We start from the raw sequence: 24,635 nt of genomic DNA, 5'->3' as shown, positions 1-24,635 counted from the left end.
ACCTGAGCGGATTTTGCGGGTAGCGCTCACACTTGAAAGCGCGAAGGCCGAAAGTCACTCAGCAACGGCGTAGCGATGTTTGTTATCAGCTCTTGGCTAAAGAGCCGCGCCAACGTGGGCGCCAGCGTTAATCCTGGATGTGCACTCATGATATATAACCCGCCGTACTGACTCATAGGCCCCACTATAGGAAGGCGATCGTCGGGTATCGGTCGCCACCCTACAGCCACGGATCGTAGTTCTATTGACTCCGCACCGTTCAATTCGGCACGAATTGCTTTGAGGGCCCTGAGCCCGATGGCAACGGGTCCATTTTCTTGCGTATCGTCTATATAGTCTTCAGCTGCAATTAATGTGCGAGCGCCTGCTTGACGAGCTTCCATTTCAGAACTTGAAACAATGCCGTTTAAAAGATCATTAGATACATCAAACTTAATAATAATCGCTGGGGATGACCGAATGGGCAGATGCATGCCTTGGCGAGATAAAAGATCAAGCGTTCCCAAGCCAGCAGTCAGTACCGTTTTACTGCCATGAATATTTCCCGCCTGCGTACTGACGCCTACAACCAGCCCATTCTCAACGAGTAGTTCGTTTGCTGCGCAATTGGAAATAATGTTTGCGCCAAAACCTTTAGCAGCCTGAATCAGGCATTCAATGGCTTCGACCGGCGAGGTGACACCCGCCGCACCCATATAGCGAGCTCGAATGGGCGGATGAGCAAGATTTGGTTCAAGCGCCCTTATTTCATCCTGCGAAATCGTGAGGGGTTGGAGGGGAGAAAGATTCAGACCAACTTCGCAGAGGTCTTGCTTTTCTTGACAGGCGCCATAGGTAAGTTCTCCACACCAACGCAAAGGGAATGACGGCAACTCTGTATGGAGGCGATTGTAATCATCAATCACCCTTTGCGCTAAATGCTGGACGGGTTCAGTCAATGCACTGGCATTAATCCATCCGAATGCGTGGCCGCTTGCGCCGCTGGCTGGCCGGGATTCTTCAATGAGGATCACTCGTTGCCCTGCTTGGGCAGAGTAATAGGCTAAGGAAGCACCATGAATTCCGGCGCCCACGATAACAAGATCATAACTGTAGCTCTGGTTCATTAACGGTAACCCCCTTAACTGTCAGGTAAGTCCTGAACGAATTCCCAGTGGCAATGCCGGCATCCCAGGCAAACTCGCCCTGTCTGGTCGACATTGCAAACTTTAGGCTTCCAGCGCCCCTGAAGGTCACAGCATCCTCACGTCAGCCTGCCCCCGACCTGCCGTGGCTCATGACAGGTATTTGCGTTCGTCATCCTTCGCAATGCTTCACAAAGATTATTAGACTGAACACTTAGTCTAATATACGCTAATGCCAAATCACCCGTCCATGAGAAAAACCGGGATCCGGTAGACCACGCGTAACGCGCATCCCGGTGTTACCGGCCTTGGAATATCGGTGTTTGGAACGCCTGCCGACGGTGGGCAAACAATTCGGAGCCTATTGGGCTGGAACAGAAAATGACTGGACCTGAAGTAACAAGAGGCACTACCTACCATGACCTTGCAGCCAGGCATGTCTCGGCAAAGCGGATCATTGCGCTGTTCACGCCCTATAAACTGCAAATCGCACGGGTCATCTGCCTGATCCTGGTATGTTCGGCCGTCGGAATGGCCTCCCCTTTCCTGCTGAGGGAGATTATTGACGAGGCATTACCTAATGCAGATATGAGCCTTCTTGCCTATCTCGCGGGAGGACTGATTGGCGTTGCCGCCCTCACTGCCGGGCTCAATACACTCCAGATTGTCATGTCTACGAAGATCGGCCAATCGATCATGCATGACCTGCGCGTAAGGTTGTATTCGCACCTGCAATCGCTCTCGCTCTCCTTCTTTTCAGCGACACGTTCTGGGGAAATCCAATCACGCATAGCCAGCGACATCGGGGGCCTGCAAACGCTCGTCACCAATACGGCCAACGAGTTGGCGCGCAATTTCAGCATCGTGGTGATGACAACCATCGCCATGTTTCTACTCGACTGGCGCCTCGCCCTGTTTTCGATGATTGCGGTGCCTGTTTCTATCATCCTGAGTGACCGCGTCGGCAAGATGCGGGAAGCCATTACGCACGAACAGCAGGTTCGCCTTGGCGATATGTCCGCAGCGGTCCAAGAGTCTCTTTCGATTTCTGGTGTCATCCTGGCCCGTACCATGGGGCGTGGTGCGCATTTGACCCAAGGTTTCACACGCACGTCCAAGGATGTCGCAAGGCTGGAGGTCCGTTCTCACACCGCAGGAGAATGGCAGTGGCAATTGATTTTGCTGATGTTGTCGATGTTCCCGGCACTCACCCTTCTGCTGGGCGGCTTGTTGATGAACGCCGGCGTTCCGGCCACTATCGGAACGCTGGTGGCGATGATTGCCTTGCAGGAGCAATTACTTTGGCCGCTGGAAGGGTTGCTGGAGATCGGAAGAGAGTTGCGCACCACCCGAGCCTTGTTCACCCGGGTTTTCGAGTACCTCGACAAGCCCGTAGAGATCACCGAAAAGCCTGATGCCGTCACTTTAGATCGGCTGCAAATGCAAGGCGCGGTTCGGCTGGAGAATGTTGGATTCTCTTATCCCGGCAGCCAGGAACCTACACTGTCGGATGTATCAATCGACATTCCTGCCGGGTCCAGTGTCGCCATCGTGGGTGCCACAGGGTCAGGTAAGACCACGTTGGGTTATCTGCTGGCTCGTCTGTACGATGTCAATGCCGGTGAAATCCGTTATGACAACGTGGATGTCCGTACACTCAGTTTTGAAACCGTTACCGGTCTGCTTGGTGTAGTGACGCAGGAACCTTATCTTCTCTACGCCTCTGTGGCAGAGAACCTGCGCTTTGCGAAGCCAGACGCGACCGACGAAGAGCTGATCGCGGCCGCCAGGATTGCGCAAATCCACGACAGTTTGTCGGCCTTACCCGAAGGGTATGACACGCTGGTTGGAGATCGGGGATACAGGTTTTCTGGAGGAGAAAAACAGCGTCTTGCGCTCGCACGCACGATTTTGCGCAACCCTCCGGTTCTTCTTCTTGATGAAGCGACCAGTGCGTTGGATACACGGACCGAACGCGCCATGGAGGTTGCCCTTGCGGCCCTGTCAAAAGGCCGAACCACAATCACGATTGCACACCGCCTCTCCACCATTCGCCATGCAGATCAAATCGTTGTTCTGCAGCGTGGTCGCGTCGTTGAAAAGGGAACGCATACCGAATTGACGAACCTCAATGGTGTTTATGCTGCGCTTGTAAAGTCGGGGCCTTGAGCCCCGCTTTCTTGCGTCACACACCTGTCGCCGTAATGCCTTCCTCGATCAAAACGGCACCGGTCCCGAGTTTGCTCAAATGATCACCTGGATTGCGCAGCGGGCATTCGTCCATGGAAAGACACCCGCAGCCGATACACCCGTCGAGCTGATCGCGAAGCCGAGTAAGACTGCTAATCCGTTCACTCAGCATATCCCTCCAGACTGTGGAGAGGTGTGTCCAGTCTTTCGCCGTTAACGGACGCCCGGATGGGAGTTCGTCCAGCGCGGCCTTGATGGTCGCCAAAGGAATACCTGCGCGCTGTGCGACCTTGATGACGGCAATCCTGCGAAGTACCTCCCGGGTGTAGCGACGCTGATTGCCCGCACTCCTTTGACCTTGAATGAGGCCTTTCGCCTCATAAAAGTGGACTGTCGCGACAGTGACGCCGCATCGGCGGGCCAGCTCTCCTACCGAAAGTGGCAAGTGCACATCGATCATGGATTCCAAACGCCTCTTGACCTCATCTTTACATGAGGTTTTATAAGGGATGTCGGTTTGCCTTCGCAAGCCTCATTCGCAGCCGCGTGTGTAATCTTGAAATGGAGCCGACATGAACATGCATCACGCCTCATCTGATCAACAATCCGTGCCAGAGGTGGGGGCGCCTCTGGATGGCCATCCTTCAAATGCAGGCTGGACCGCCCTGCTGTCCGGTTCGAATGGCATGCGCTCGCTAGCGCTGGCAGGGGGCGTCGTCCTCCATGCGATCAACGTCTACATTGCGACCACGATTCTACCGTCAGTAGTCAGGGACATCAGTGGCATCGACTATTACGCCTGGAACACCACGCTGTTCGTCGCGGCCTCCATCCTCGGTTCGGCACTATCAGCGAGGTTGCTGATCGGCGCTGGGCCGCGCGGCGCATACATCATCGCCACGGTGGTGTTTGCGAGCGGCTCCCTCATATGTGCGTTTGCCCCGTCAATGCCCGCAATGCTGGCCGGCCGCCTTATTCAGGGGCTGGGCGGCGGTTTTCTATTCGCCCTCTCCTACGCCATGATACGGCTGGTTTTCAATGAAGCCTTGTGGCCGCGTGCGATGGCGTTGGTCTCCGGCATGTGGGGGGTGGCAACGCTGATCGGTCCTGCGGTCGGCGGCATCTTCGCTGAACTCGGTGTATGGCGAGCGGCTTTTTGGTCCCTAATCCCCGTCGCAGCATTGTTCGCCCTGCTGGCTGCGGTCGTATTGCCCAAACGCAACGCTGAAAAATCGGAACGCTCGCCGCTTCCACTCACCCAGCTCGTTTTTCTGACATCGGCAGTTCTCGCCGTTTCCGCTGGTAGCGTCTCGCCAATCTTCTTCTGGAACATCTTGGGCCTTGCCGCCGCCGCCATCCTGACGGCCCTGCTGATAGCGACGGAAAGCCGCGCCCGCCATAGGCTGCTACCAGCAGGGGCATTCAGAATCACATCGGCACTGGGAGCGCTGTATGCAACTATGTCGCTGCTTGCAGTCGCCGTTACCAGTGGCGAGATTTTCGTGCCGCTTTTCCTCCAAGTCCTCCACCATCAATCCCCGCTCTTCGCCGGCTATCTCGCAGCGCTCATGGCTGCTGGATGGACGCTAGGGTCAATTGCAAGTTCTGGAGCGAGCGGCAAAGGCATCAGGCGCTCGATCCTCGCCGGCCCGGTCCTTGGATTGGCCGGCATGGTAGCGCTTGCCATTTTGATTCGAACCGAAAGTGCAGGCAGCTGGCTGATGGTCACGCCGATCTGCCTTGCGCTCGTCGCAATTGGATTGGGCGTAGGGCTGGCTTGGCCGCATCTGCTGACCCGTGTATTTCAGGTCGCGCCGGCTGGCGAACAGGACCTGGCCGCTGCGTCTATTACGACCGTACAGTTATTCGCCACCGCGCTTGGCGCTGCTCTCGCGGGAATGGTGGCAAACCTTGCCGGCCTCACTGATCCCGGAGGTATTGCCGGCATGGCGAGCGCCGCGGGCTGGTTGTTTGGAGTGTTCGCGCTCGCGCCCATCTTTGCCGTTTTTACTGCCCTGCGTGTGATCCGATTTCACTCGAAAGCTGGGGAGGTTCGCCAGGTTTAACGAATGCCCTGGCGCTTACGAAACGTTGGTAATAAAAACGCCGCAAGCGAAAGCGCGTTGCGGCGCATGAAGCGAGAAAGCAGAGTTCGTTGTGAGTCACCCGTGATCAGAACTTAGCGGCCGATCAATTAGTTCATACATTCCAAGTGGATGAGCGGATAAGGCCTTCCTTGCCCGTCGAGTGGCAAACGGCCTGTGCGCCTGAATCCGATTTTTTCATAGAAGCCAACTGCTTGACCGCTCTGTTCATTGACGTCGGTTGTCATTTTTGGATGAAGTGCAAGGCCGTGGCGCACGAGCGCGGAGCCAACACCTGTTCCGCGACAAGCTGGATCGACGAACAGTGCCTCCATGTGTCCGTTGTCGATGAACATGAAAGCCAGCGGGTAATCATTAGCATCCACGGCAAACCAGAGCGGTGCTTGGGGCAGAAAGCCGCACACGATCTCGTCGATGGCAAGGCGATCCTGCAGCGACAGAAAGTCATGCGTAGCGTCAACCGCGCCTCGCCAAATTTCGACTGCACGCTCACCCTCGCCGGGCCGGGAAGATCTAAATGCATTCGATGCTGGTACCAGCGCCCTCCATTCACTTCGACGCTCAGGCAATCACCACAGCAGACAGGTAGAGGCCAACTCCAAAGACGGCATGGTTAATTAAACTGCGCATGCAGTTCGTGGCTGGCGTCGGCGTCTTCGAGGATGCAAATCCTGCCCCCATGGCGGGCTGTATAACAAAGAGCGGGACTGCCACTGTTGCGACTCCCAAAGCGATTGCTGGCAGGAAGGTTGGTTCCTGCAGCCAGGCAACACCTTCAATGCATGCCAGTAACACCGCGAAAGCAATGCCCGTGGCGTAGTGCGCCACCCAACCCAGAGCCACTTCACCTCGGACAGGTGTCGTTTTTCCAATGCTGGCATGAGCGAATTTGCCTTGGCACACATGACCTACCCAGCGCCCGACGAAGGCGAAATTCAGCGTTGGGACGCCAAAAAACTTCATGAGGAACATCCACAAATCCATGACGACGGTAGCGCCAACCCCCAACAGAAAAACGTGTGCAACCACTTCCAGCGATGCCATAGCTACCTCTTTTTCATGGACCAATTAATCTTGCCAATGCATGATAGAAGTTGAAGTCAACTTCAAGTCAATGGGCTGAAAATGGATATCACTGAGGTCGTCAAACGCACGGGAATTCCTGCCCACACATTGCGTTTCTACGAAAAAAAAGGGTTGATCGCGTCAGTCAGCCCGCGCGGGGCTCGCCGCCAGTTTGCGTCGGCTGTAGTTGAGCAGTTGGCTGTTATCGCACTCGGACAGGCTGGAGGTCTCTCGCTGGACGAGATACATGCCATGCTTTCCCCGAGTGGTCAGGCCGTTGTTGATAGAGACGTGCTTCTGGCCAAGGCCGATGAGATTGATGCGACAGTCAAGCAACTGCAGGCAATGAGTCGGGGATTGCGGCATGCGGCTGCATGCCCTGCCCCTAGCCACGCTGAATGCCCGAATTTTCGCCGGTTACTCAAAATCGCGGCGGCTGGGGCCTTTAAGCGGGGCAAGCGTTCGACAGCAGGTCCTTCTGCCGTTCGTCCATCATCACACCAATGAATCCCCCTCCTTTCGATCCCGCTCGGTGACCGAGGTCAATCGCGTCAGTTTTTGGGCGAGATACCTGCGCAAATCGTCCATATAGGTGAACACCACCGGAACGAAAACCAGGCTCAGGACGGTAGACGTGATCAACCCTCCGATCACAGCAACCGCCATGGGCGCCCGAAAGCCACTGTCGGCACCGCTGCTGAGTACAGCGGGCACCATTCCGGCGGCCATGGCGATGGTCGTCATGATGATCGGGCGGGCACGCTCTGCTCCCGAACGCAGAAGTGCGTCCCGGCGTGAAACCCCTTCCCGGCGCTTTTCATTGGCAAACTCGACCAGAAGAATAGAGTTCTTCGTGACGATGCCCATCAACATCAAGATACCGATCATCGCGGGAAGGTCGAGTGCTGCGCCATAGAGCAGCAGGCCCGCAATGGCACCACCGATGGACAGAGGAAGCGCGACCAGGATCGTGATGGGCTGCAGAAAATCCTTGAACAGCAGCACGAGGACGGCATACACCATCAGGATGCCAAACCCCATGGCCACGCCAAACTTGTCGAACATCTCGTTCATGTACTCGGCATCACCATATTCAACACGGCGCACGCCGTCAGGAAACGCTTGCAGTACAGGCAAAGTGTTGATGCTGTCGAGGGCATCGCCCAGGGTGGCGCCAGAACTCAGGTCCGCATCTACCGATACCCGGCGAAGACGGTCGAAGCGCTCGATGCGGGCTGGCCCATCTGCGAAGCCGAGAGTGGCGACGGCATGCAGCGGAACGCTATTGCCGTCGTCGGTTGGAATGCTCAGGTTTCGAAGAATATCCAGATCACCGCGTGAGCGCTCATCAAGTGCGACACGAATGGGTATCTGTCGATCCGTCAGGTTGAATCGCGCAGAGCTTGCATCGACTTCACCGAGTGTGGCGATGCGCATGACGTTGCCGATACTGGAGGCAGAGATGCCCGCCAGTGCTGCCTCGTGCAGACGCGGCTGGATCAACAACTCCGGGCGGGCAAGCGGTTCGGTGACCTGAACGTTGGCAATGCCTGCGACGCCTCGCATTTGTCGCTGAAGTTCGTTCGCGGTCTCTGACAACTGTGCGGGATCCGCACTCAGCAGGATGATGGAAACATCACGTCCATCGCTTCCCCCCTGGAATGTGAAGCGTATGTCATCGAACTGATTGAGATCTTGCTGCAACGATTGCTCGAACCCTTTTTGATCCAGTTCGCGGTCACTCGGTGACTTGAGGCGGACCAGAAGCATGCCTTTGGTGACATCATTGGCGCCAGCCGCATCCTGGCCTCCAGCCAGCGTGAACACGGCACTCACTTCCTTGCGCCGGGCGATCCGGTTACCGACTTCTCGCAGCTTCTCGTCGGTCTGAGCGAGTGGTGTGCCCGGTGTCAGCGCGACATTGACCTGCGTAAGGCTCAGGTCGCTGACGGGCAGGAACCCCGTGGGGAGCAAGGGAATCAAGAGAAGCGAACTGATGAGAAACGCGGCCCCGACTCCCAGTGCTGTCCGGCGATGGCGAAGCGACCATTCCAACACGCTCAGGTAGCGTCCCATAAGCTTGCCCGGTTGGGCGTGCGTGCCATGTCCACCTGAACCCACTCCAGGCTTGGGCTGCATCAAATAGGCAGCAAGCAGCGGCGTTGCCAGCCGTGCGACCAGCATGGAGGCCAGCACGGCGACGGAAACCGTGATGCCGAACTGCGTGAAGTACTGTCCGATGTAGCCACCAATGAAACTGACCGGCAGAAACACGGCCACAATGGTCGCGGTGATCGCAACGACAGCGAAGCCGATCGCATCGCAGGCATCAATCGCGGCACGGAACGGACGCTTGCCCATGTCCAGATGGCGCTCGATGTTCTCGATTTCGACAATCGCGTCGTCGACCAGAATGCCGATCACCAGGGTCAAGGCCAATAAGGTGATGCTGTTCAGGGTGTAGCCCAGCAATGCCATGGCGGCGAATGTCGGCAGGATCGACAACGGAAGCGCGATGGACGCGACCAGGGTGGCGCGCCAGTTGCGCAGGAAGAAAAACACCACGATGACGGTCAAGCCCGCGCCCTCCAACAATGTCATCATGGACATTGTGTAGCTGGAGCGGGTGTAGTCCACCGAGGAGGCGAACTGTTGGATCTTGAGATCGCCATAGCTGCGTTGGAGTCCGGCGATGGTGTCTTCGACGCCCTTCGCAACCACAGTATCACTGGAGCCCTTGGCGCGGTAAACGGCAAACCCCACCACTTCCCGATCATTCAACCGGGCAAGTTCCCGACTCTCGCTACTGGCATCGCGGACGGTCGCCAGGTCGGCCAGCGTGGCCCACCGCCCTCCTGAAAGCGCGATCGGACGGGCCGCGAGTTCTTCAACGCTTGCGGCACTCCCTAGCGTGCGGATAGCTTGTTCGCGGCCGTAAAGAATGATGCGTCCGCCAGGCACATCCACGTTGCTCTGCACCAATTGTGTGTTGACCTGTTCGGCACTGATGCCAAGTGCGGCAAGCCGATCAGGTTTGAGTTCAATCCGGATTTCCCGATTCACGCCGCCCATACGCTGCACACGCTGTACGCCGGGCGTCGCGAGCAAGGCTCGGCTGACGGTCTCGTCCACGAACCACGAAAGTTCTATGGTATTGCGCTCAGTGGAATCGACCGCGTAATAGAGGATCGCGCCCCCTTCCACATCCACCCGTGAAACGCGTGGTTCAAGCACCGATTGCGGCAACTCTGTGCGCGCCTCGGTGACGACTTCACGCACATCATTCGTTGCGCGGTCGGGATCAACGCCGAGTTGAAATTCAACCGTGGTCAGCGAGGTGCCGTCGCTCAGCGTTGAACTCATGTGCCGGATACCGGCGAGCCCGGCGATGGCATTTTCCACGCGACGGGTGACAGCGTTTTCCAATTCACTCGACGCGGCTCCCGGCAGAGTGACAGCAACGGTGACGACGGGAAAGTCCACGCGTGGATTCGCGTTGATGGGCAGGCGCAAGAAAGCGCTGGTGCCTACGACAGCCAGCAGGAAGAATAGAACCAGCGTGGGAATGGGCCGTCGAATCGCCCAGGATGAAATCTGGAAGCTCATGGCGTCTCCTGGGTCAGAGGCGCATCAGCGGCGGAGGTAACTACAACATCGCCTTCGCGCACAAAAGCGGATGCATTCGCGACTACGCGCTCACCGGCCTGCAAGCCCGAGGTGATCTCCAGCAAGTCGCCGCTGCGCCGACCGGCTGTCACCATTCGCCGAGCGATGATCCCCTGGTCATTGACATGCATCACGGAAGCCCGACTGGCATCGATGATAGAAAGCGCCCGAGCCGGCAGCGTCACGTCGAGCTTGCGCCGCTCCAGACCCAGCGTCGCCTGGGCATAGGTGCCGGCGCGAAGCAGAGGGGAAGAGCCCAACGCAATGCGTACGCGACCGAGTCGGGATCGAGCATCAACCTTGGGGACCACCAGTCGAATCGTGCCCTCCATGGGAGAAGAAATCCCGGCAATCTGGACGCGAAGCGTTTGTCCTGGCGCGATGTCGATCAGATCGGTTTCCGCCACTTCCCCTTCGAGTTCGATGAGCCCCTCTCGAACAAGCCGGAACATGGGGTCACCACCGCTCAGCGAGCCGGCACGTGCCGCGCGCTCCGCGATGACACCTGCAAAGGGCGCCTGGATGTCAGCCTTGCTCCGCTGGTGGCGAGCGTCGGCAAGTTGCGCGAGCGCTTGGTCAACTTCTGCGCGTGCAGCACGCAGACTGGCCGCTGCTGAGTCCGCCTGGGCGCGACGCTCATCTACCTGCTGCTCACTGACCGTCCCACTTCCCCCCAGCGGCTCGATGCGCTTAAAGCTGGCTTGTGCTTCAACTGTGACAGCTTCCTGTTGGTCGACTGCCGCACGCGCACGAGCCCATGTCGCTTGCGCCTGGCGAACTTGCGCGTCCAGCCCTTGCGTTTCCAGTCGAGCCAGCAACTGTCCAGCCTGGACACTGTCGCCCTCCTCCACCTTCACCTCTGCCACACGCTGTTCCGGCACGGATGAACTGATCGCGATTTCCTCGCGGGCAACCAGTGTTCCATTCACCTGCACAGAATGATCGAGCATCGCCGGGCCAGCAGCGACAGTGCTGACACGCAGTGGGGGCGCTACGGAGGCTACGGGCTCGCTGGAAGGCCAAAGCAACCATGCGCCCAAGCTGACCGGCAGCAGGAAGACACCCGCCCAAAGCTTCAGGTTGCCGGGTCTTGGCACACCAGGAATGGCGGGGGTGGGGTTCATCGGAGTTTTCATTGAGGTAGTCCGAAAAAGCGTGTCGGAACGAAGGAGAACCCTGAGCTTGGCGCGCACCCATGCGGCTCCAGCTTTCACTGGAGAAGGGACGGCGCATAGGCAATGGACTTAGTGAAGCGATCTATTCAAGAAATCGACGGATCATGCGCATCAGCGTTGGCGTATAGGCTTTGAGCTTGAAATCCCGATCCAGCACAGAGCGAGAGACCGCGCCGTCAATAAGAGCGATGAGCCAGGTAGCAGCGATCTTCGGATCCAGGGTCGCGTCAATCTGACCTTGGGTGATCCCCCGCTGGAGCAGCGTTACCAGATCGCCCTTGATCGAAGCCTCGCTGGCAGCGAATAACGTGGCCATTTCAGGGTTGCGCATGGACTCGGCAACGACCTCTACCCCGATCTTGGCGTAGACAGGATCGGCGCATTGCTTCAAGAGACCCTTTGCCAATCGCTCAACAGCCACAATGGCATCGGGTTCATCGGCCAGTTGGGCAAAGCGCCCGCTCATTTCGCGTCGGTCTTCCTCCGCAATGGCCTCAATCACTGCCTGCTTATTGGGGAAATAGTGAAACAGGTTGCCAGGGCTCATGCCCGCAGCAGCACAGATCTCGTTGGTCGAAGTGCCGCGAAAGCCTTTTTCGGCAAAGCACATGACAGCTGCTTCGAGGATCTGGTGCAGCTTGGCCTGGTGTTTCTCAGGATCAACTTTTCTCATTTCTTCTCCATAGAGGCAGGTGCTGAACTGCACCCCCCCTTCATTAGATCGACTACTTAGTCTAGTATTGAGAAAACCCCAGGCACAGTCAAGCAACGATACGAAAGGATCTTTCCATGAACCGACAGGCAACCTCTCATGCCAGGCAAAGGCCGCATTTATTCGCGGCCATGGTCATGGCCACCGCGCTTGCGGGATGCGCAAAGCTTGGCCCGCAATCAGAAAGCGTACAGCCCGTTGCGACCGATTGGGTGAACCGTGGCACCGTGCCCCGCGTACCGAGCGTCGACCCGGCTCAGTGGTGGAGAGCGTTTGATGAACCGGTGCTTGATGCAGTGGTTGCAGAGACGCTTGAACAGAATCTGACGCTGTTGCAGGCCAGCAATCGCTTGCAAGCCGCCCGGGCGCTGGTGCGAACGACCGAGGCTCAACGCTTGCCTCAGGTGGACGCAACCGCTGAAGGCCGTCGCCAGAAGCGCTTGTCCGGCCCCGCCGAAAGTGACTTCGAGCGCACCTTGGAAGATGATCTACAGCCTCCTGCCGGGTCGCGAACCAGCAGTTACTTTCAAGCGGGATTTGATGCGTCCTGGGAGCTTGATCTGTTCGGGCGCCTTGCGGCTACCGAAGAAGCCGCCCGCGCGACAGCAGGTAGCGCGCTGGCCGAGTCGCGAATGGCGCGTGTCTCCGTGGTCGCCGAAGTGGTGCGCAGCTACATTGAATTACGCAGCGCGCAGCGCCGCCTGGCTCTTCAGAGAGAAAATCTCAAAGATCAAAACCGTCTCGTAGCGATGACGCGTGACCGCCGCGCCGCTGGCATCGTGGGCAATCTCGACATTGATCGCAGCCTGACGTCAGCCTCGCAAACAGCGGCGCAACTGCCGTTGCTCGAACAATCCATACAGCAGTCCGCCCAGCGCATCGCCGTGTTGACCGGTAAAGCCACCATCGACTCGTACTTACTGAAGCCGATGCCACAACCCGTGGCCGAACGCTTGGCACTGCGTGTTCTACCTGCCGATCTTGTGCGCGTACGCCCGGAAATCCAGCGTGCAGAACGCTTGATTGCACTAGCCGGCGCGGAGCTGGGTATCGCTGTCGCCGATCTCTACCCGCGCATGACGCTAGTTGGAGACATCACAGCCAATGGCAGCCTGCTCGGCACACCTCTGGCCGAACGCGCGACGAACGCATCCGCAGGGCTATCAATCCACATCCCATTGCTGGACTGGGGTGCACGCCGCGCGGTCGTGAGTGCGCGCGAAGCGGGTTTGACGGAAGCAATCTTTGCGTACCGCCTGGCAGTGCTTGAAGGCATCGAGGATACCGAAAATGCACTCACAGCCATTGATGTCGGGCGCCGCAAAGCCATGGAGGAAGAGATTCGTCTCGCGGCCGCCCAGCGCACGGCCAGCCATGCCGATACGCTTTACCAACGCGGCATCACCGATCTGCTCAATCGTCTCGACGCGGCGACGGCCTTGCGCGACGCTCAACTGAGCACTGTGGACGTTGTCGAGCAGCAGGCACTGGCTGTGGTCGCACTGTACAAGGCTGTCGGCGGAGCGAGTCTGGAGCCAGCTCAATAGGTGTCAGTACTCCGACATCACCACCATCACTTCAGCGTCGACGCCATCCTCGCTTTCAGCCAGATAGACATGACCAATTGAGCTGTTGAAATACGCTGTTTCGCGGCAGCCGATGCTGAGGGATTCACCCGTTTCGAATTGAATTCGCACTCGACCTGAAAGGACGATGGCGAACTCCTGTCCGGGGTGACGGATGTAGTCTTCGAACTGATTCAGTTCGCGCGCACAGATCCGCGCGTACATGGGCGTCATACTGCGCCCGGGGAAATCCCCCGCCATCGGGTGATATTCGTAATTGCCCGTGCTGTAACCCGCCGCACTGTCGATGGCGGTGCTGACCACCGTGGGCTGTACAGCACTGACGCTCGCCTTGGCCGGACTGAAAAGCTGGGAAATGTCCACACTCAGGGCCCGAGCTGCGGCTGCGAGTTTTTCGTAACTCACCGACACTTGCGCCAGCTCCATCTTCGACAAGGTCGACAGCGCCACGCCTGAACGCTGCGACAGTTGCTTGAGCGTCAACTTCTGGTTTTTGCGGATGACACGCAGGCGCGCCCCGACCTGGGCGCGATCTATCAGGGGATGGTCCGTGGGACACGAGACTCGATCGGAACTCATGCAAACTTCTCTGTCGTACGAAAAACGGTGCCTGGGGCTGAGCCAAGGCAAGGGTTGGAATAATACCTCAAGGTAATGGGTTGACTGGGAAATTCTCATATCTTACATTTCTCTTATCTGAGAATTATAAAAATAGAGGGAAGAACATTTCTTCCCCATCCCCAGAGACAGGAGGTACTTCGATATGCACGGCAGCGAATGTTTCGATTTCGCCATCATCGGCGGTGGTATTGCGGGGGCCTCCCTGGCCTATCGCTTGGCCGGGCAAGCCAGCGTTGTGGTGCTCGAGCGTGAGAGCCAGCCGGGTTATCACGCCACCGGACGCTCCGCCGCGATGTTCATGGAAAGCTATGGCACACCGCAGATCCAGGCATTGACCCGCGCCAGCCGGGACTTCTATGAGCAACCGCCAACGGACTTCACCGAGCATGCGCTGCTGGAACCTCGCGGCTGCCTGTACGTCGCAGGCGAGGGGCAGCAATCCCTGCTGAAACAAACCTTCGAAGACAGCCGGGCACAGGCTGGCAATGTTTCATTGATTGATACCGAGCACGCCCTTGCGTTGGTGCCGTGCCTGCGCCCGGAGGCGATTGTCGGGGCGATGCTCGAAACCGACGCCCGCGACCTGGACGTCCACGCATTGCACCAAGGTTTTTTGCGGGCCATGCGCCGAGCCGGTGGCGTACTGCAGTGCGACGCCCAACTGAGTGTCGCCACCCGCGAGGGCCGTCATTGGCACCTGACACTGGCCGACGGCCGCCAGTTGCGCGCACGCAATCTGGTGAACGCCGCAGGTGCCTGGGCCGACGAGGTGGCGCAGCAATGCGGCGTGAAGCCCATTGGGATGCAGCCCTGCCGACGCACCGCCTTTACCTTCGACGGCCCTGAGGGCATGGACTTCTCACGCTGGCCTGCGGTGATCGGCATCGACGAAAGTTTTTACTTCAAACCGGACGCCGGCCAACTGCTTGGCTCGCCGGCCAACGCCGATCCCGTCCCGCCACAGGACGTGATGCCCGAAGAGCTGGATATCGCCACCGGGATCTACCACATCGAAGCCGCCACCTCCTTGACCATCCGCCGCCCACGCCACAGCTGGGCCGGCCTGCGCTCGTTCGTCGCCGACGGCGATCTGGTGGTCGGCTGGGATGATCACTGCGAAGGCTTCTTCTGGCTGGCGGCCCAAGGCGGTTATGGCATTCAGTCCGCGGCCGGCGTATCGCAACTGGCCTGCGCGCAATTGCTCGATCAACCCCTCCCCGAAACACTGCGCCGCCAGGGCGTCGAGCCACATCGCCTGGCCCCTGGCCGCTTGCGCTGATCATTTATCCCAACGAGGTTCCTTACCATGTCTGACAATCTCCAGCGTTACCCCAGCCACCTGCCCTATCCGTTCTCCAAGGCCATTCGGGTCGGCGACTTTCTATTCCTTTCAGGGCAAGTACCGATGAACCCTCTGGGCGAGGTGGTGCTCGGTGATATCCGCGAGCAAACCGAAGCCGCCATGGCCCGCATCGGCGAGACCCTGGCCGAATGCGGCGTGGGTTTTGACCAGGTGGTGAAGGCCACGGTGTGGCTGACGGACATGCAACATTTCGCCGGTTTCAACGAGGTGTACAAGCGCCACTTCGAGAATGGTTTCCCGGTGCGCTCCACCGTCGGCGGCGCCCAGTTGGCGCTCGGGGTCGATGTGGAGATCGAAGTCCAGGCCTGGGTCGGCGCCTGCTGACCCACCTCTGCTGTTTGCCAGTGCGATGCCCCGGGATGGCCATGAACAGTGGTCGTCCCCATAAGCCATAACAAAAACAATTCGAGGGAAATCGTCATGAAAGAAAGTCTGAAAATAGCCGGAGCATTTGTCGGAGTGATTGTCGGCGCCGGGTTCGCTTCTGGTCGGGAGCTGCTGCTGATGTTCGTGGATTTCGGCGTATGGGGACTGCTCGGGGCGGTGGTCAGCGCCGCGCTCTTCACTTTTCTCGGGATGGCATTGGCGGGCATGGGTAGCCGACTGCGGGCAAGTTCCCATAAGGACGTAGTGTATGCACTGTGCGGACGCTACCTGGGCACCTTTGTCGACCTGATGATCACCTTCTTCATGTTTGCGGTCACCGTGGTCATGTTGGCCGGCGGCGGCGCCTTGCTGGAACAACAGTTCGGCATTCCCGCCATGTTCGGCAGCGTGGCGGTGACCCTGATCGTGGTCGCCATCGTGTGCCTGGATGTGCAGAAAGTCATTGGCATGATCGGCGCCGTCACTCCGCTGCTGATCCTGACGGCGGTAGCGGTAGCCCTGTATGGCGTTGCAACCCGAGGCTTGAGTTTCGGTGAACTCAATCAACTGGCCAGCCAGCAAGACGCTGGCGCAAACCATTGGCTGCTGGGAGCGTTGTTGTACGTGTCTTACAACATCGTGGCCGGGGTGCCGTTTCTGGCGATCATGGGCGGTGCCGCGAAATCCGAGAAGCAGGCCATCTGGGGTGGCATCTTCGGTGGCGCGTTGCTGGGGCTGCTGATGCTGGTGATGAGCCTGGGATTGCTGTCACGCCTGGACAGCGTGGCGGATTTGCCAATGCCCATGCTGTCCATCGCCACGGAGGTTTCGCCGGTCCTCGGCCTGCTGATGGCGGTGATCATTTTCCTGATGATCGTCAACACGGCCGTCGGTACCTTGTATTCCTTTTCGGCCCGGCTACTGCCGGCAGGCACTCGCAAATTCCGCATCGGCTCTGCGGCCGCTGGCGTGCTGGCTTTCGCCGGCAGCCTGGTCGGGTTTGTCAGCCTGGTGGGTCAGGTCTATCCACTCTTTGGCTACCTGGGCTTTTTACTGATTGGCGCAGTGGTCGTTGGCTGGTTACGCGTAGGACGCCTGGCCCAGGCTTGATCAGCCGATAGTGGCGTGCCGAGCAAAAAAACGATCAGTGCGACCATGACCGTCAACGGAATCGACAGGCCGTACGGGGCGATACTCATGCCAGCGGCCCAAACAGACTGTCAACGCCCAGAGCAAACCGGTGCTGGCGTTGACGGTCACAGTTCCAGCGCCAAGTATTGCTGTTTGATCAGAATCAGTGCCAGGCAGATCTGCAAACGGAGGACCGTTGCGCGGAGCACGCATATGACACAATGTTTTCTTCCTGACTCAATCGTTGAGGCCTCATGATCCGCGACTTTCGAAACGTTGACCTGGAGCCCGTATTGGACATTTGGCTACGAGCGTCAATCCAGGCCCATCACTTCATAGCCCCCGAATTCTGGCATAGCCAGCTTGATGCTATGCGTGACGTCTACCTACCCGGCGCCATGTCCCGAGTGTTTGAGGCAGACGGGACGGTAGCAGGATTCTGCTCTGTATATGGAGACACACTTGCCGCGCTATTCGTATCGCCTGAACGTCAGGGGGACGGTATAGGTACGCAGCTTCTCGCGGACGCCATGGCATCCAAGTCAACTCTACAGCTGACTGTGTATTCGGCGAATGCGCGTAGTATCCATTTCTATGAGAACCAGGGCTTTGTAGTTCTCAATGAACAACTGGACGCGCACACTGGCCACCTTGAGAAGGTGATGCGCTGGGTCGCCTGATCTGACTAATGTAGCTACAGGCGAAGCGATCCCCGACTTGCACATTGCAGACACCGGCACCCACAACGGCCGCGAACAAATTCCTTACATGTTTTTACATCTTCGAACGCGGCGTACAACGGCAACTTACATCGCCTTCCAATAATCGGTATCGGAATAATAAAAAGACCGATTACATGGAGAGTTTCAAATGCCCTTTACCCGTACTGTTCTAGCGTTGTCCCTCGGCCTGCTTTTTTTGCAGAGCCAGGCCCAGGCGGCGCCGCCGCTGTCGCTCACTAACGGCAACTCCGAGCTGACTGCGCAAATCAGTAATGCCTGGATTGAAATCGACAAGACCGCGTTAGAGCACAATATCCGTGCCCTGCAAGCCGAGTTGGCCGGCAAGTCGAAACTCTGTGCGGTACTGAAGGCCGACGCTTATGGTCATGGTATCGGGTTGGTGATGCCTTCGGTGATCGCGCTGGGTGTACCGTGTGTGGCGGTCGCCAGTAACGAAGAGGCGCGAGTGGTTCGCGAAAGCGGCTTTAAAGGCCAGTTAATCCGTGTTCGCACCGCTTCCCTGGGGGAGCTGGAAAATGCTCTGCAGTACAACGTCGAGGAACTGGTTGGCAACCTCGATTTCGCCCGCCAGGCGTCCGATCTTGCACATAAGCACGGTCGCAAACTGCAGGTTCACATCGGCCTTAACTCAAGCGGCATGAGCCGTAACGGCGTGGAAATGGCCACCGAACAGGGCAAGAAAGACGCCGTGGCAATCACAAAGGTACCGAATCTGGAAGTGGTCGCAATCATGACCCACTTCGCGGTGGAGGATAAGGACGACGTACGCAAGGGCCTGGCAACCTTCAACGAACAAGCGGCCTGGCTGATGGACGTGGCCCAGCTCGATCGCAAGAAAATAACCCTGCACGCGGCCAACTCCTTCGCCACCCTGGAAGTACCCGAATCGCGCCTGGACATGGTGCGCACGGGCGGCGCGTTGTTTGGCGATACCGTCATTTCGCGCACTGAATATCGGCGCGTGATGCAATTCAAGTCACATGTGGCCTCGGTCAATAACTATCCCGCTGGAAACACAGTGGGTTACGACCGCACCTTCACCCTGACACGCGATTCGAAACTTGCCAACATCACGGTCGGTTACTCCGATGGGTATCGCCGCGTGTTCACCAATAAAGGCGTGGTATTGATCAATGGTCATCGCGTGCCGGTGGTGGGCAAGGTTTCGATGAACACCGTGATGGTCGATGTCTCGGATGCACCCGACGTCAAGGCAGGTGATGAAGTAGTGCTGTTTGGCAAGCAAGGCGCAAGCGAAGTCAGCCAGGCTGAAGTCGAAGAGATCAACGGCGCGCTTCTGGCCGACCTCTATACCGTCTGGGGCAGCGCCAACCCGAAAATACTGGTCGAGAAGTAATCCCGCCACCATCGTGAATTACAGGGCGCGCTCATTCGGGCACAGTTTTGCCAAGCGCGGAAAAGCTCAAATGTATGGCAGGGACCGACAGGAGAGAGGTCGCATTCTCTTGTCGGAAGGTGACCATTATGTTTTTTCCGCGCTGACTCAATGTATCGCCGGTGACGGCGCAGTTGCCTGAGATATTCACTACTGCGCCATGGCAGTGAACAGCCTGGTCCGGCACCCTCTGGACAAATTCCTACCGCCTCGCTCAAAAGAAAAATCAAACCTGCCAGGAAACGCCGTTACACATGGATCAAGCGAAACGTCCATCAGTGTTCGGGCCTACACGAAGAGGCAGTTGTGCTTCAGCCTAACCGTTACGGTTCATTGGAAATGAGAACGAACTGATGACTTTTCACTTCTATTAGAATTCTTTGCATTAAAAATGGAATCAGTCATAGACAGCCGTCCGGTGGACACATTGAAGGCCGGTTATCTGTATGCATCCGGCAAAGTCATCTGGCTGACTCGTCCAGGCATGGTGTCCACCTGATTTGGAGGAAGGACAGCTAGCCCTTGGCCGATGAAAACAACGAGACATTCGTCATTAGCGAACTGCGTTCGCGTGAGCATTTTTATCTGCTTCTGCAGCAGAAATTGGTAAGGAGTCTAATATTGAAATGCCAAAGATCGCTCCATCCCATGTTTGCGTAATGCAGCGAGGGACCGTTGGCATGCAGGCGGTTCCAACAGCGGACCGGTGCTGGCTTGATGGATTCAACCCTGGAGGGAACCATGAGCAATCTCATCGCCACTGGCGAGCCACCTGAAGCCGTTCGCCTCATGGCCAAGGTTTACGCCTTCTTGCTGCTTGCAGGTTTTGCGCTTGTTCCGGCCTATCTGATTGGCTACTTATACTTCTTTCAGGACCCCTCGCTTACATTCGAGAATCACCTGTTCCATATAGTTGCGATCACGGCAGCCACCTTGGCAGGCTCGTTTGTTACTTACGTAACGTGGCGCTGCTATCAGTCATCGGGAGATCCGCTACTGCGATGGATGACGCTTGGTTTTCTCGGTTTTGTCCTGATCTACGCGTTGCACGGTGCGTTCACCGGGCTTGCACACCACAATATCTGGCTCTTCCTGCTTTATGGACCGGCCTCTCGACTGGTCATGTCGATTCTGCTGTTAGTCGGAATGCTGTCGTACCACCGCCCACCTGATGCCGCGGACCAACGGATGAAGGCCCGCTTTTGGTTGATCTGGATAGGACTGTTCCTGCTGGTTGACGTGGCAGTGGCGTACGTCGCGAATTCGCCGATCGCCGGCAATCTCGCGGTGCGCCTCTCGATGGAAGGTGGTGCCCTGGTTCTTTCCACATTGACCGTGATAATGCTCTTGCTGCGCCGTATCCGTTCGCCGCTGATGATGATTTTTGTCATCTCGGTCACCGCGTTCGCGCTGTCATCTCTTGCCTTCATCCTTGCACGTCCGTGGAACCATATGTGGTGGCTCGCTCATGCAATCTTCGCCGGTGGATTCTTCATGTTGAGCTATGGGGTAGTGCAAGCGTTCCTCACCACACGGTCGTTCTCGAAAATTTACAGCCAAGAGGAGTTGATGGTGCGTCTTGCCGAATCGATGGCGTATACCGAGAGCGCCCTGCAGGAACTCCAGCGCGCCAATCAAGAACTCGGACACCTTGCAGCGACCGATCCACTGACAGGCGCTGATAATCGGCGTCGGTTCATGGAGCGGGTCGAAGTCGAAATTGGCCGGACCCTACGCGGCGGTGCGCCGTTCTCCGTGTTGGCACTCGATCTGGATAATTTCAAGTCCATCAACGATCGCTTCGGGCATCAGGTTGGCGATGACATCCTGAAGAGTTTCGTGGAGATATGCCTCGATTCGATCCGGCCGTATGACGGCGTAGCCCGAGTGGGCGGGGAAGAATTCATGATACTGCTACCTCAAACTTCACTTGAAGGCGCGCACGTAATCGCTGAGCGTCTGCGAGGCACCGTTGCTAATAATTCTTTTCATGGCCTGCAGCGGTCAACCGCGGTCACAGTGAGCATCGGCGTATCGCAATCCGGCAGCGACGGCGACACCATCGGGGCAATTCTGCATACAGCCGATCAACGCCTGTATCACGCTAAACACGAAGGCCGTAACCGTGTGGTCACCACCATCAAAACCAGTCTCCAACCACTGCCCTGACTATCGTCTCGAAGTCGCCGAAAGCGTCGGCACCGATACCCGGCTATGCGCCACAGCATGGGGCGTTATTCGATCTGCACATTCGGAGCGCTCCTTTCACAACGTGCAGGCTGCGCCTGGCTTCGACCGACTTTGCGGATCACTCGCAAGCCACGCTCAATCAAGTGGCAAGGCAGCTAAACAGCCGCCCTCGGAAAACACTAAACTACGGAACGCCCGCTGAACGATTTGCCCAATCTGTTGCATCGACCGGTTGAATCCACAACCCAGAGCTGACGGTGGTGACAGGCAGACATCGGCCAAAAACAGCCTCTCACTGGGAATAGCGCAAACAGAGATATTGAATGACTGACACAGCGCCCGCTCAAGGAGGGTCCCTAGGCGAATGAAGCGAGCGGGTCATCAACCTTGAACGCAATGGCGTGATCAGAGGCTACCGGGCCGATATCGGCGAAATCGATGCCAACGTGATTCGCGCAATCCTTCTTGTATGCCTCAAACGCACACCTGCAATGGGCCTGCTGGACCTTCTGGCGCAAAACTCGCAGGTACGACGCATCTCCTCGGTCAGTGGCCAGCTCGACCTGGTCATTGAGGTCGAATCGCGAACCATCGATGATCTGAACCGGGTCAGAGATGCAGTCGCCAGTCACGAATCCGTTGAAGACATCACCACCGCTGTCGTTCTGCGGCGCGATATCGATCGGCAGAGTTCCTGATGTGCCTGGGGAGAAGTCTTGAGACCGACTCCCCGCCAAAGCCCCAATGCCCCCTCTATTCATGATCAATCCGGCAACAGTGTTTATCCCGCCGACCGATATTTGCGCCCTTGCCAAACGCCTACCATCGGTTCTACCCAAGTGAGTAAAGCCAAGCAGGCGCTATCCACTCACGCGGGAGAAATCGTTCAAGGGATAACGCTTTAACCACGAGGTGAAGATCATGAAACTGTTGAACATCGCACTCTTGCTTGCGCTTGGCAGCGCCGGCACCCAGGCCTTTGCAGACGACAGCCACTCGACTGCCGCCACCAGCCAACCGCCGGTTGAAACCTACACATACGGCACCAGGCTTGATATCAAGCGCGTCATCGAAGTATCGGAAATCGCCAACGAATGCGGACCGGTTCCGGCGCGCATGACCTATGAAGATTCCCGGGGCCAACGCCGCACCGTTGAGTATCAAGTGATGGGCACCGGTTGCTCGAACGGGTGAGCACTGTACGGACGATGGAGGGTCGACACTCCATGCGTACAGCGCCAGCCACAACGCTACACAGATCCACCGACAATTTTTTCATCAGACGCCAGCACACCCGGAATGGAATGCTTCAGAAATTCCACCCAGGTTTTTATTTTTGCATCCACGAACTTGCGTGACGGATAGATCGCAAACAGGTTCAACTCTTCAAGCCGATACCCCGGCAATACGCGCACCAATGTCCCCGCCCGCAGACCCTCGACGGCCGAAGCAATCGGTTGAATGCCAATCCCCATCCCGTTCTTGATCGCGAAGGTCATGGCGTCGGCCGTGTTGACGTGAAAGGGCGACACCGGCGTGCTGAATGTTTCTATCCCCTGCGGACCTTCAAATACCCAGTGCTCGACCGGCATGACCGTGTTGACGATCCGCAGGCAATCATGGCCGCCAAGATCACTCGGCGACTCGGGAATCCCGCGTTGGCTCAGGTACTCAGGCGAGGCGCAGAGAATGCTGTAGGTGATGCCCAGCCGCTGGGCGACGAATCCGGAGTCGGGCAGGTCCCGCGCCAGCACGATCGACATGTCATAGCCCTCCTCCAGCAAATCCGGCAACCGATTGGTCACGGTCAGATCGAACAACACTGAAGGCCAGATTTCTCGGTAGCGGGCAATGGCACCGATCACGTAATGGTTGCCAATGGCTGACATGGCATGGATTTTCAGCCGGCCTGCGGGCATGACCTGCGCCGTGCCCGCCTCTTCGTCGGCTTCGCGCATGTCCTGCAGAATCCGCTCGCAGCGCTGCAAATAGCGCACACCGGCTTCGGTCAACGCCAGGCGCCGGGTGGTCCGGTTGATCAGCCGCGTCTGCAACCTGGCCTCCAGGCTGGAAACGGCTTTTGAAACGTTGGTCGTGGTGGTGTCCAGCATCGCGGCCGCTGCCGTGAAGCTGCCGCTTTGGGCGACCGCCGTGAAACAGCGCAGGGTCTGGAAAACATCCATCGTTTTCACCTCAAGGGATAGGCAAGCAGGACGGTCCTGTGACGGACCGCCCTGGCATCAGCAACTACTGCTTGCGCGGAATGAATCCGGGGACACCGGTTTCAACCACCGAGTTGAAGCGTATACGGGTTGTGATGTCTTGTTGAATTTCAACCATGGCCCTGAGCGGCAAGGTCGAGATATCGATATTTTCCCGGATATGGCTCGGCGTTGCCGAGGTGGTCAGGAACGCCACCCCACGTTGCACCGACCAGGCCAGTGCGACCTGGGCCGGGGTTTTCTGCACGCGCCGGGCGATGCCGGTGATCACCGGGTCTTCCAGCACATTCGGTTGCATGCCATGCCCCAGTGGCGCAAACGCCAGCACGATGATTCCGTGCACCTTGCAGAATTCAAGCAACTCCCACTCCGGCAAATAAGGGTGGGATTCGACCTGCACCACGGCGGGTTTTATCCGGGCGACGGCGACCAGCGCCTTCAGCGCCTCCAGCGTGATATCGGACACACCGATGGACCTGGCCCGTCCCTCATCCACCAGTCGCTCCAGCGCCCGCCACGTCTCGATCAACGTCACGCCGTTGTCGTAGATGACGTTGCCCTGCTCGTCCCTCGGGTCCTGGTTTTCGCCGGGTCGAAAGGCAAACGGCGTGTGGATCAGGTAGCAGTCGATGTAGTCCACTTGCAGACGTTGGCAACTGGCTTCGAACGCGGGCTCGACGCGCTCCGGACGATGGTTGGTGTTCCACAGCTTGGTGGTGATGAACAGCTCCTCGCGGCGGATCTTGCCCGTTTCCAGCACCTCCTTCAGCGCAACGCCAACCTGTGCTTCGTTGCGATAGCGCTCGGCACAATCGAAATGGCGGAAACCGGCGGCCAGCGCTTCCTTGACCGCTTGGGTCGTGGTGGCGAGATCGCGGAACAAGGTACCGAATCCAACCGCCGGCATCTCGACCGCCCCATGGTTGAGCACAAACCCGGTATCGCGCAGTCCGTCGTGAAAGGCTTCATAGGTCATGTCT

Annotated in this window: 21 protein-coding genes and 2 pseudogenes; 13 read left to right on the top strand and 10 right to left on the bottom strand. The window is 57.9% G+C overall.

The window, feature by feature from the left end:
• Positions 1-26: 26 nt before the first annotated feature.
• The gene (locus PMI29_RS12745) at positions 27-1,106 is read right to left on the bottom strand and encodes an NAD(P)/FAD-dependent oxidoreductase (protein ID WP_007999114.1); all 1,080 of its coding nucleotides are present in this window, start codon (positions 1,104-1,106) and stop codon (positions 27-29) included.
• A gap of 399 nt (positions 1,107-1,505) precedes the next feature.
• On the opposite strand from PMI29_RS12745, the gene PMI29_RS12750 reads away from it, so the two are divergent.
• Positions 1,506-3,293, top strand: coding sequence for an ABC transporter ATP-binding protein (locus tag PMI29_RS12750; RefSeq protein ID WP_007999112.1), 1,788 nt, complete (start codon positions 1,506-1,508; stop codon positions 3,291-3,293).
• A 16-nt stretch (positions 3,294-3,309) separates the two neighbouring features.
• On the opposite strand, the gene soxR is transcribed toward PMI29_RS12750, so the two are convergent.
• Positions 3,310-3,774 (bottom strand): redox-sensitive transcriptional activator SoxR, encoded by a 465-nt coding sequence (gene soxR / locus PMI29_RS12755; RefSeq protein WP_007999110.1) that lies wholly within the window; start codon positions 3,772-3,774, stop codon positions 3,310-3,312.
• Between the two features lie 112 nt (positions 3,775-3,886).
• Between soxR and PMI29_RS12760 the strand changes: the two genes are divergently transcribed.
• Positions 3,887-5,380 (top strand): MFS transporter, encoded by a 1,494-nt coding sequence (locus PMI29_RS12760; protein ID WP_007999108.1) that lies wholly within the window; start codon positions 3,887-3,889, stop codon positions 5,378-5,380.
• A 128-nt stretch (positions 5,381-5,508) separates the two neighbouring features.
• On the opposite strand, the gene PMI29_RS0130225 is transcribed toward PMI29_RS12760, so the two are convergent.
• Both PMI29_RS0130225 and PMI29_RS12765 read right to left on the bottom strand, forming a co-directional pair.
• Positions 5,509-5,988, bottom strand: coding sequence for an acetyltransferase (locus tag PMI29_RS0130225; protein ID WP_238541666.1), 480 nt, complete (start codon positions 5,986-5,988; stop codon positions 5,509-5,511).
• Entirely contained in the window at positions 5,981-6,463 is a 483-nt protein-coding gene (locus tag PMI29_RS12765; RefSeq protein ID WP_007999106.1) for a DUF2938 domain-containing protein, read from the bottom strand. The genes PMI29_RS0130225 and PMI29_RS12765 overlap by 8 nt, the downstream gene beginning before the upstream one ends.
• Before the next feature lie 81 nt (positions 6,464-6,544).
• Here PMI29_RS12765 and PMI29_RS31195 point away from each other — a divergent pair, with 81 nt between their 5' ends.
• Complete coding sequence (locus PMI29_RS31195) at positions 6,545-6,991, top strand: helix-turn-helix domain-containing protein (RefSeq protein ID WP_081501675.1); 447 nt, start codon at positions 6,545-6,547, stop codon at positions 6,989-6,991.
• On the opposite strand, the gene PMI29_RS12775 is transcribed toward PMI29_RS31195, so the two are convergent.
• The 3 genes from PMI29_RS12775 to PMI29_RS12785 all read right to left on the bottom strand — a co-directional run bounded on the left by PMI29_RS12775 (position 6,980) and on the right by PMI29_RS12785 (position 12,031).
• A complete protein-coding gene (locus PMI29_RS12775) occupies positions 6,980-10,090 on the bottom strand; it encodes an efflux RND transporter permease subunit (protein WP_007999102.1) in 3,111 nt (1,036 codons plus the stop codon). The genes PMI29_RS31195 and PMI29_RS12775 overlap by 12 nt on opposite strands.
• Positions 10,087-11,286: an efflux RND transporter periplasmic adaptor subunit gene (locus tag PMI29_RS12780; RefSeq protein ID WP_007999100.1), complete on the bottom strand. Its 1,200-nt coding sequence runs from the start codon at positions 11,284-11,286 to the stop codon at positions 10,087-10,089. The genes PMI29_RS12775 and PMI29_RS12780 overlap by 4 nt, the downstream gene beginning before the upstream one ends.
• A 121-nt stretch (positions 11,287-11,407) precedes the next feature.
• Positions 11,408-12,031 carry a TetR/AcrR family transcriptional regulator gene (locus PMI29_RS12785; protein ID WP_238541665.1) on the bottom strand — a complete coding sequence of 208 codons (624 nt, stop codon included), beginning with the start codon at positions 12,029-12,031 and terminating at the stop codon, positions 11,408-11,410.
• An 83-nt stretch (positions 12,032-12,114) separates the two neighbouring features.
• Between PMI29_RS12785 and PMI29_RS0130220 the strand changes: the two genes are divergently transcribed.
• A complete protein-coding gene (locus PMI29_RS0130220) occupies positions 12,115-13,584 on the top strand; it encodes an efflux transporter outer membrane subunit (protein ID WP_007999096.1) in 1,470 nt (489 codons plus the stop codon).
• Positions 13,585-13,587: 3 nt separating this feature from the next.
• Here the strand turns inward: PMI29_RS0130220 and PMI29_RS12790 are convergent, their stop codons facing one another.
• The gene (locus PMI29_RS12790) at positions 13,588-14,202 is read right to left on the bottom strand and encodes a helix-turn-helix domain-containing protein (protein ID WP_007999094.1); all 615 of its coding nucleotides are present in this window, start codon (positions 14,200-14,202) and stop codon (positions 13,588-13,590) included.
• 184 nt (positions 14,203-14,386) lie between these two features.
• On the opposite strand from PMI29_RS12790, the gene PMI29_RS12795 reads away from it, so the two are divergent.
• The 9 genes and pseudogenes from PMI29_RS12795 to PMI29_RS12825 all read left to right on the top strand — a co-directional run bounded on the left by PMI29_RS12795 (position 14,387) and on the right by PMI29_RS12825 (position 22,627).
• Positions 14,387-15,523, top strand: a complete 1,137-nt coding sequence (locus PMI29_RS12795; protein ID WP_007999093.1) for an NAD(P)/FAD-dependent oxidoreductase — start codon at positions 14,387-14,389, stop codon at positions 15,521-15,523.
• A 27-nt stretch (positions 15,524-15,550) separates the two neighbouring features.
• Complete coding sequence (locus tag PMI29_RS12800; protein ID WP_007999091.1) at positions 15,551-15,931, top strand: RidA family protein; 381 nt, start codon at positions 15,551-15,553, stop codon at positions 15,929-15,931.
• Positions 15,932-16,027: 96 nt separating this feature from the next.
• Complete coding sequence (locus PMI29_RS12805) at positions 16,028-17,083, top strand: YkvI family membrane protein (RefSeq protein ID WP_007999089.1); 1,056 nt, start codon at positions 16,028-16,030, stop codon at positions 17,081-17,083.
• Positions 17,084-17,358: 275 nt separating this feature from the next.
• Entirely contained in the window at positions 17,359-17,784 is a 426-nt protein-coding gene (locus PMI29_RS12810) for an N-acetyltransferase (RefSeq protein WP_007999085.1), read from the top strand.
• 190 nt (positions 17,785-17,974) lie between these two features.
• Complete coding sequence (gene alr, locus PMI29_RS12815; RefSeq protein WP_007999083.1) at positions 17,975-19,204, top strand: alanine racemase; 1,230 nt, start codon at positions 17,975-17,977, stop codon at positions 19,202-19,204.
• Between the two features lie 780 nt (positions 19,205-19,984).
• Positions 19,985-21,412 carry a GGDEF domain-containing protein gene (locus tag PMI29_RS12820; protein WP_007999081.1) on the top strand — a complete coding sequence of 476 codons (1,428 nt, stop codon included), beginning with the start codon at positions 19,985-19,987 and terminating at the stop codon, positions 21,410-21,412.
• Between the two features lie 128 nt (positions 21,413-21,540).
• Positions 21,541-21,669, top strand: a pseudogene (locus tag PMI29_RS32015) (IS30 family transposase); the annotation flags it as partial.
• A gap of 132 nt (positions 21,670-21,801) precedes the next feature.
• Positions 21,802-22,131 (top strand): annotated as a pseudogene (locus tag PMI29_RS0130215) (Lrp/AsnC ligand binding domain-containing protein); the annotation flags it as partial.
• Between the two features lie 223 nt (positions 22,132-22,354).
• Positions 22,355-22,627, top strand: coding sequence for a DUF2790 domain-containing protein (locus PMI29_RS12825; RefSeq protein WP_007999077.1), 273 nt, complete (start codon positions 22,355-22,357; stop codon positions 22,625-22,627).
• 56 nt (positions 22,628-22,683) lie between these two features.
• Here the strand turns inward: PMI29_RS12825 and PMI29_RS12830 are convergent, their stop codons facing one another.
• On the bottom strand, positions 22,684-23,616 hold the full coding sequence (locus PMI29_RS12830) for a LysR family transcriptional regulator (protein WP_007999075.1): 933 nt from the start codon (positions 23,614-23,616) through the stop codon (positions 22,684-22,686).
• A gap of 64 nt (positions 23,617-23,680) precedes the next feature.
• A complete protein-coding gene (locus PMI29_RS12835; RefSeq protein ID WP_007999073.1) occupies positions 23,681-24,631 on the bottom strand; it encodes an aldo/keto reductase in 951 nt (316 codons plus the stop codon).
• Positions 24,632-24,635 lie beyond the last annotated feature (4 nt).

Origin of the sequence: Pseudomonas sp. GM49 (genome assembly GCF_000282355.1) — a bacterium.
Classification (GTDB): domain Bacteria; phylum Pseudomonadota; class Gammaproteobacteria; order Pseudomonadales; family Pseudomonadaceae; genus Aquipseudomonas.
The sequence above is the reverse complement of the archived record's forward strand: the minus strand, read 5'-3'. Positions and strand labels throughout refer to the sequence as shown.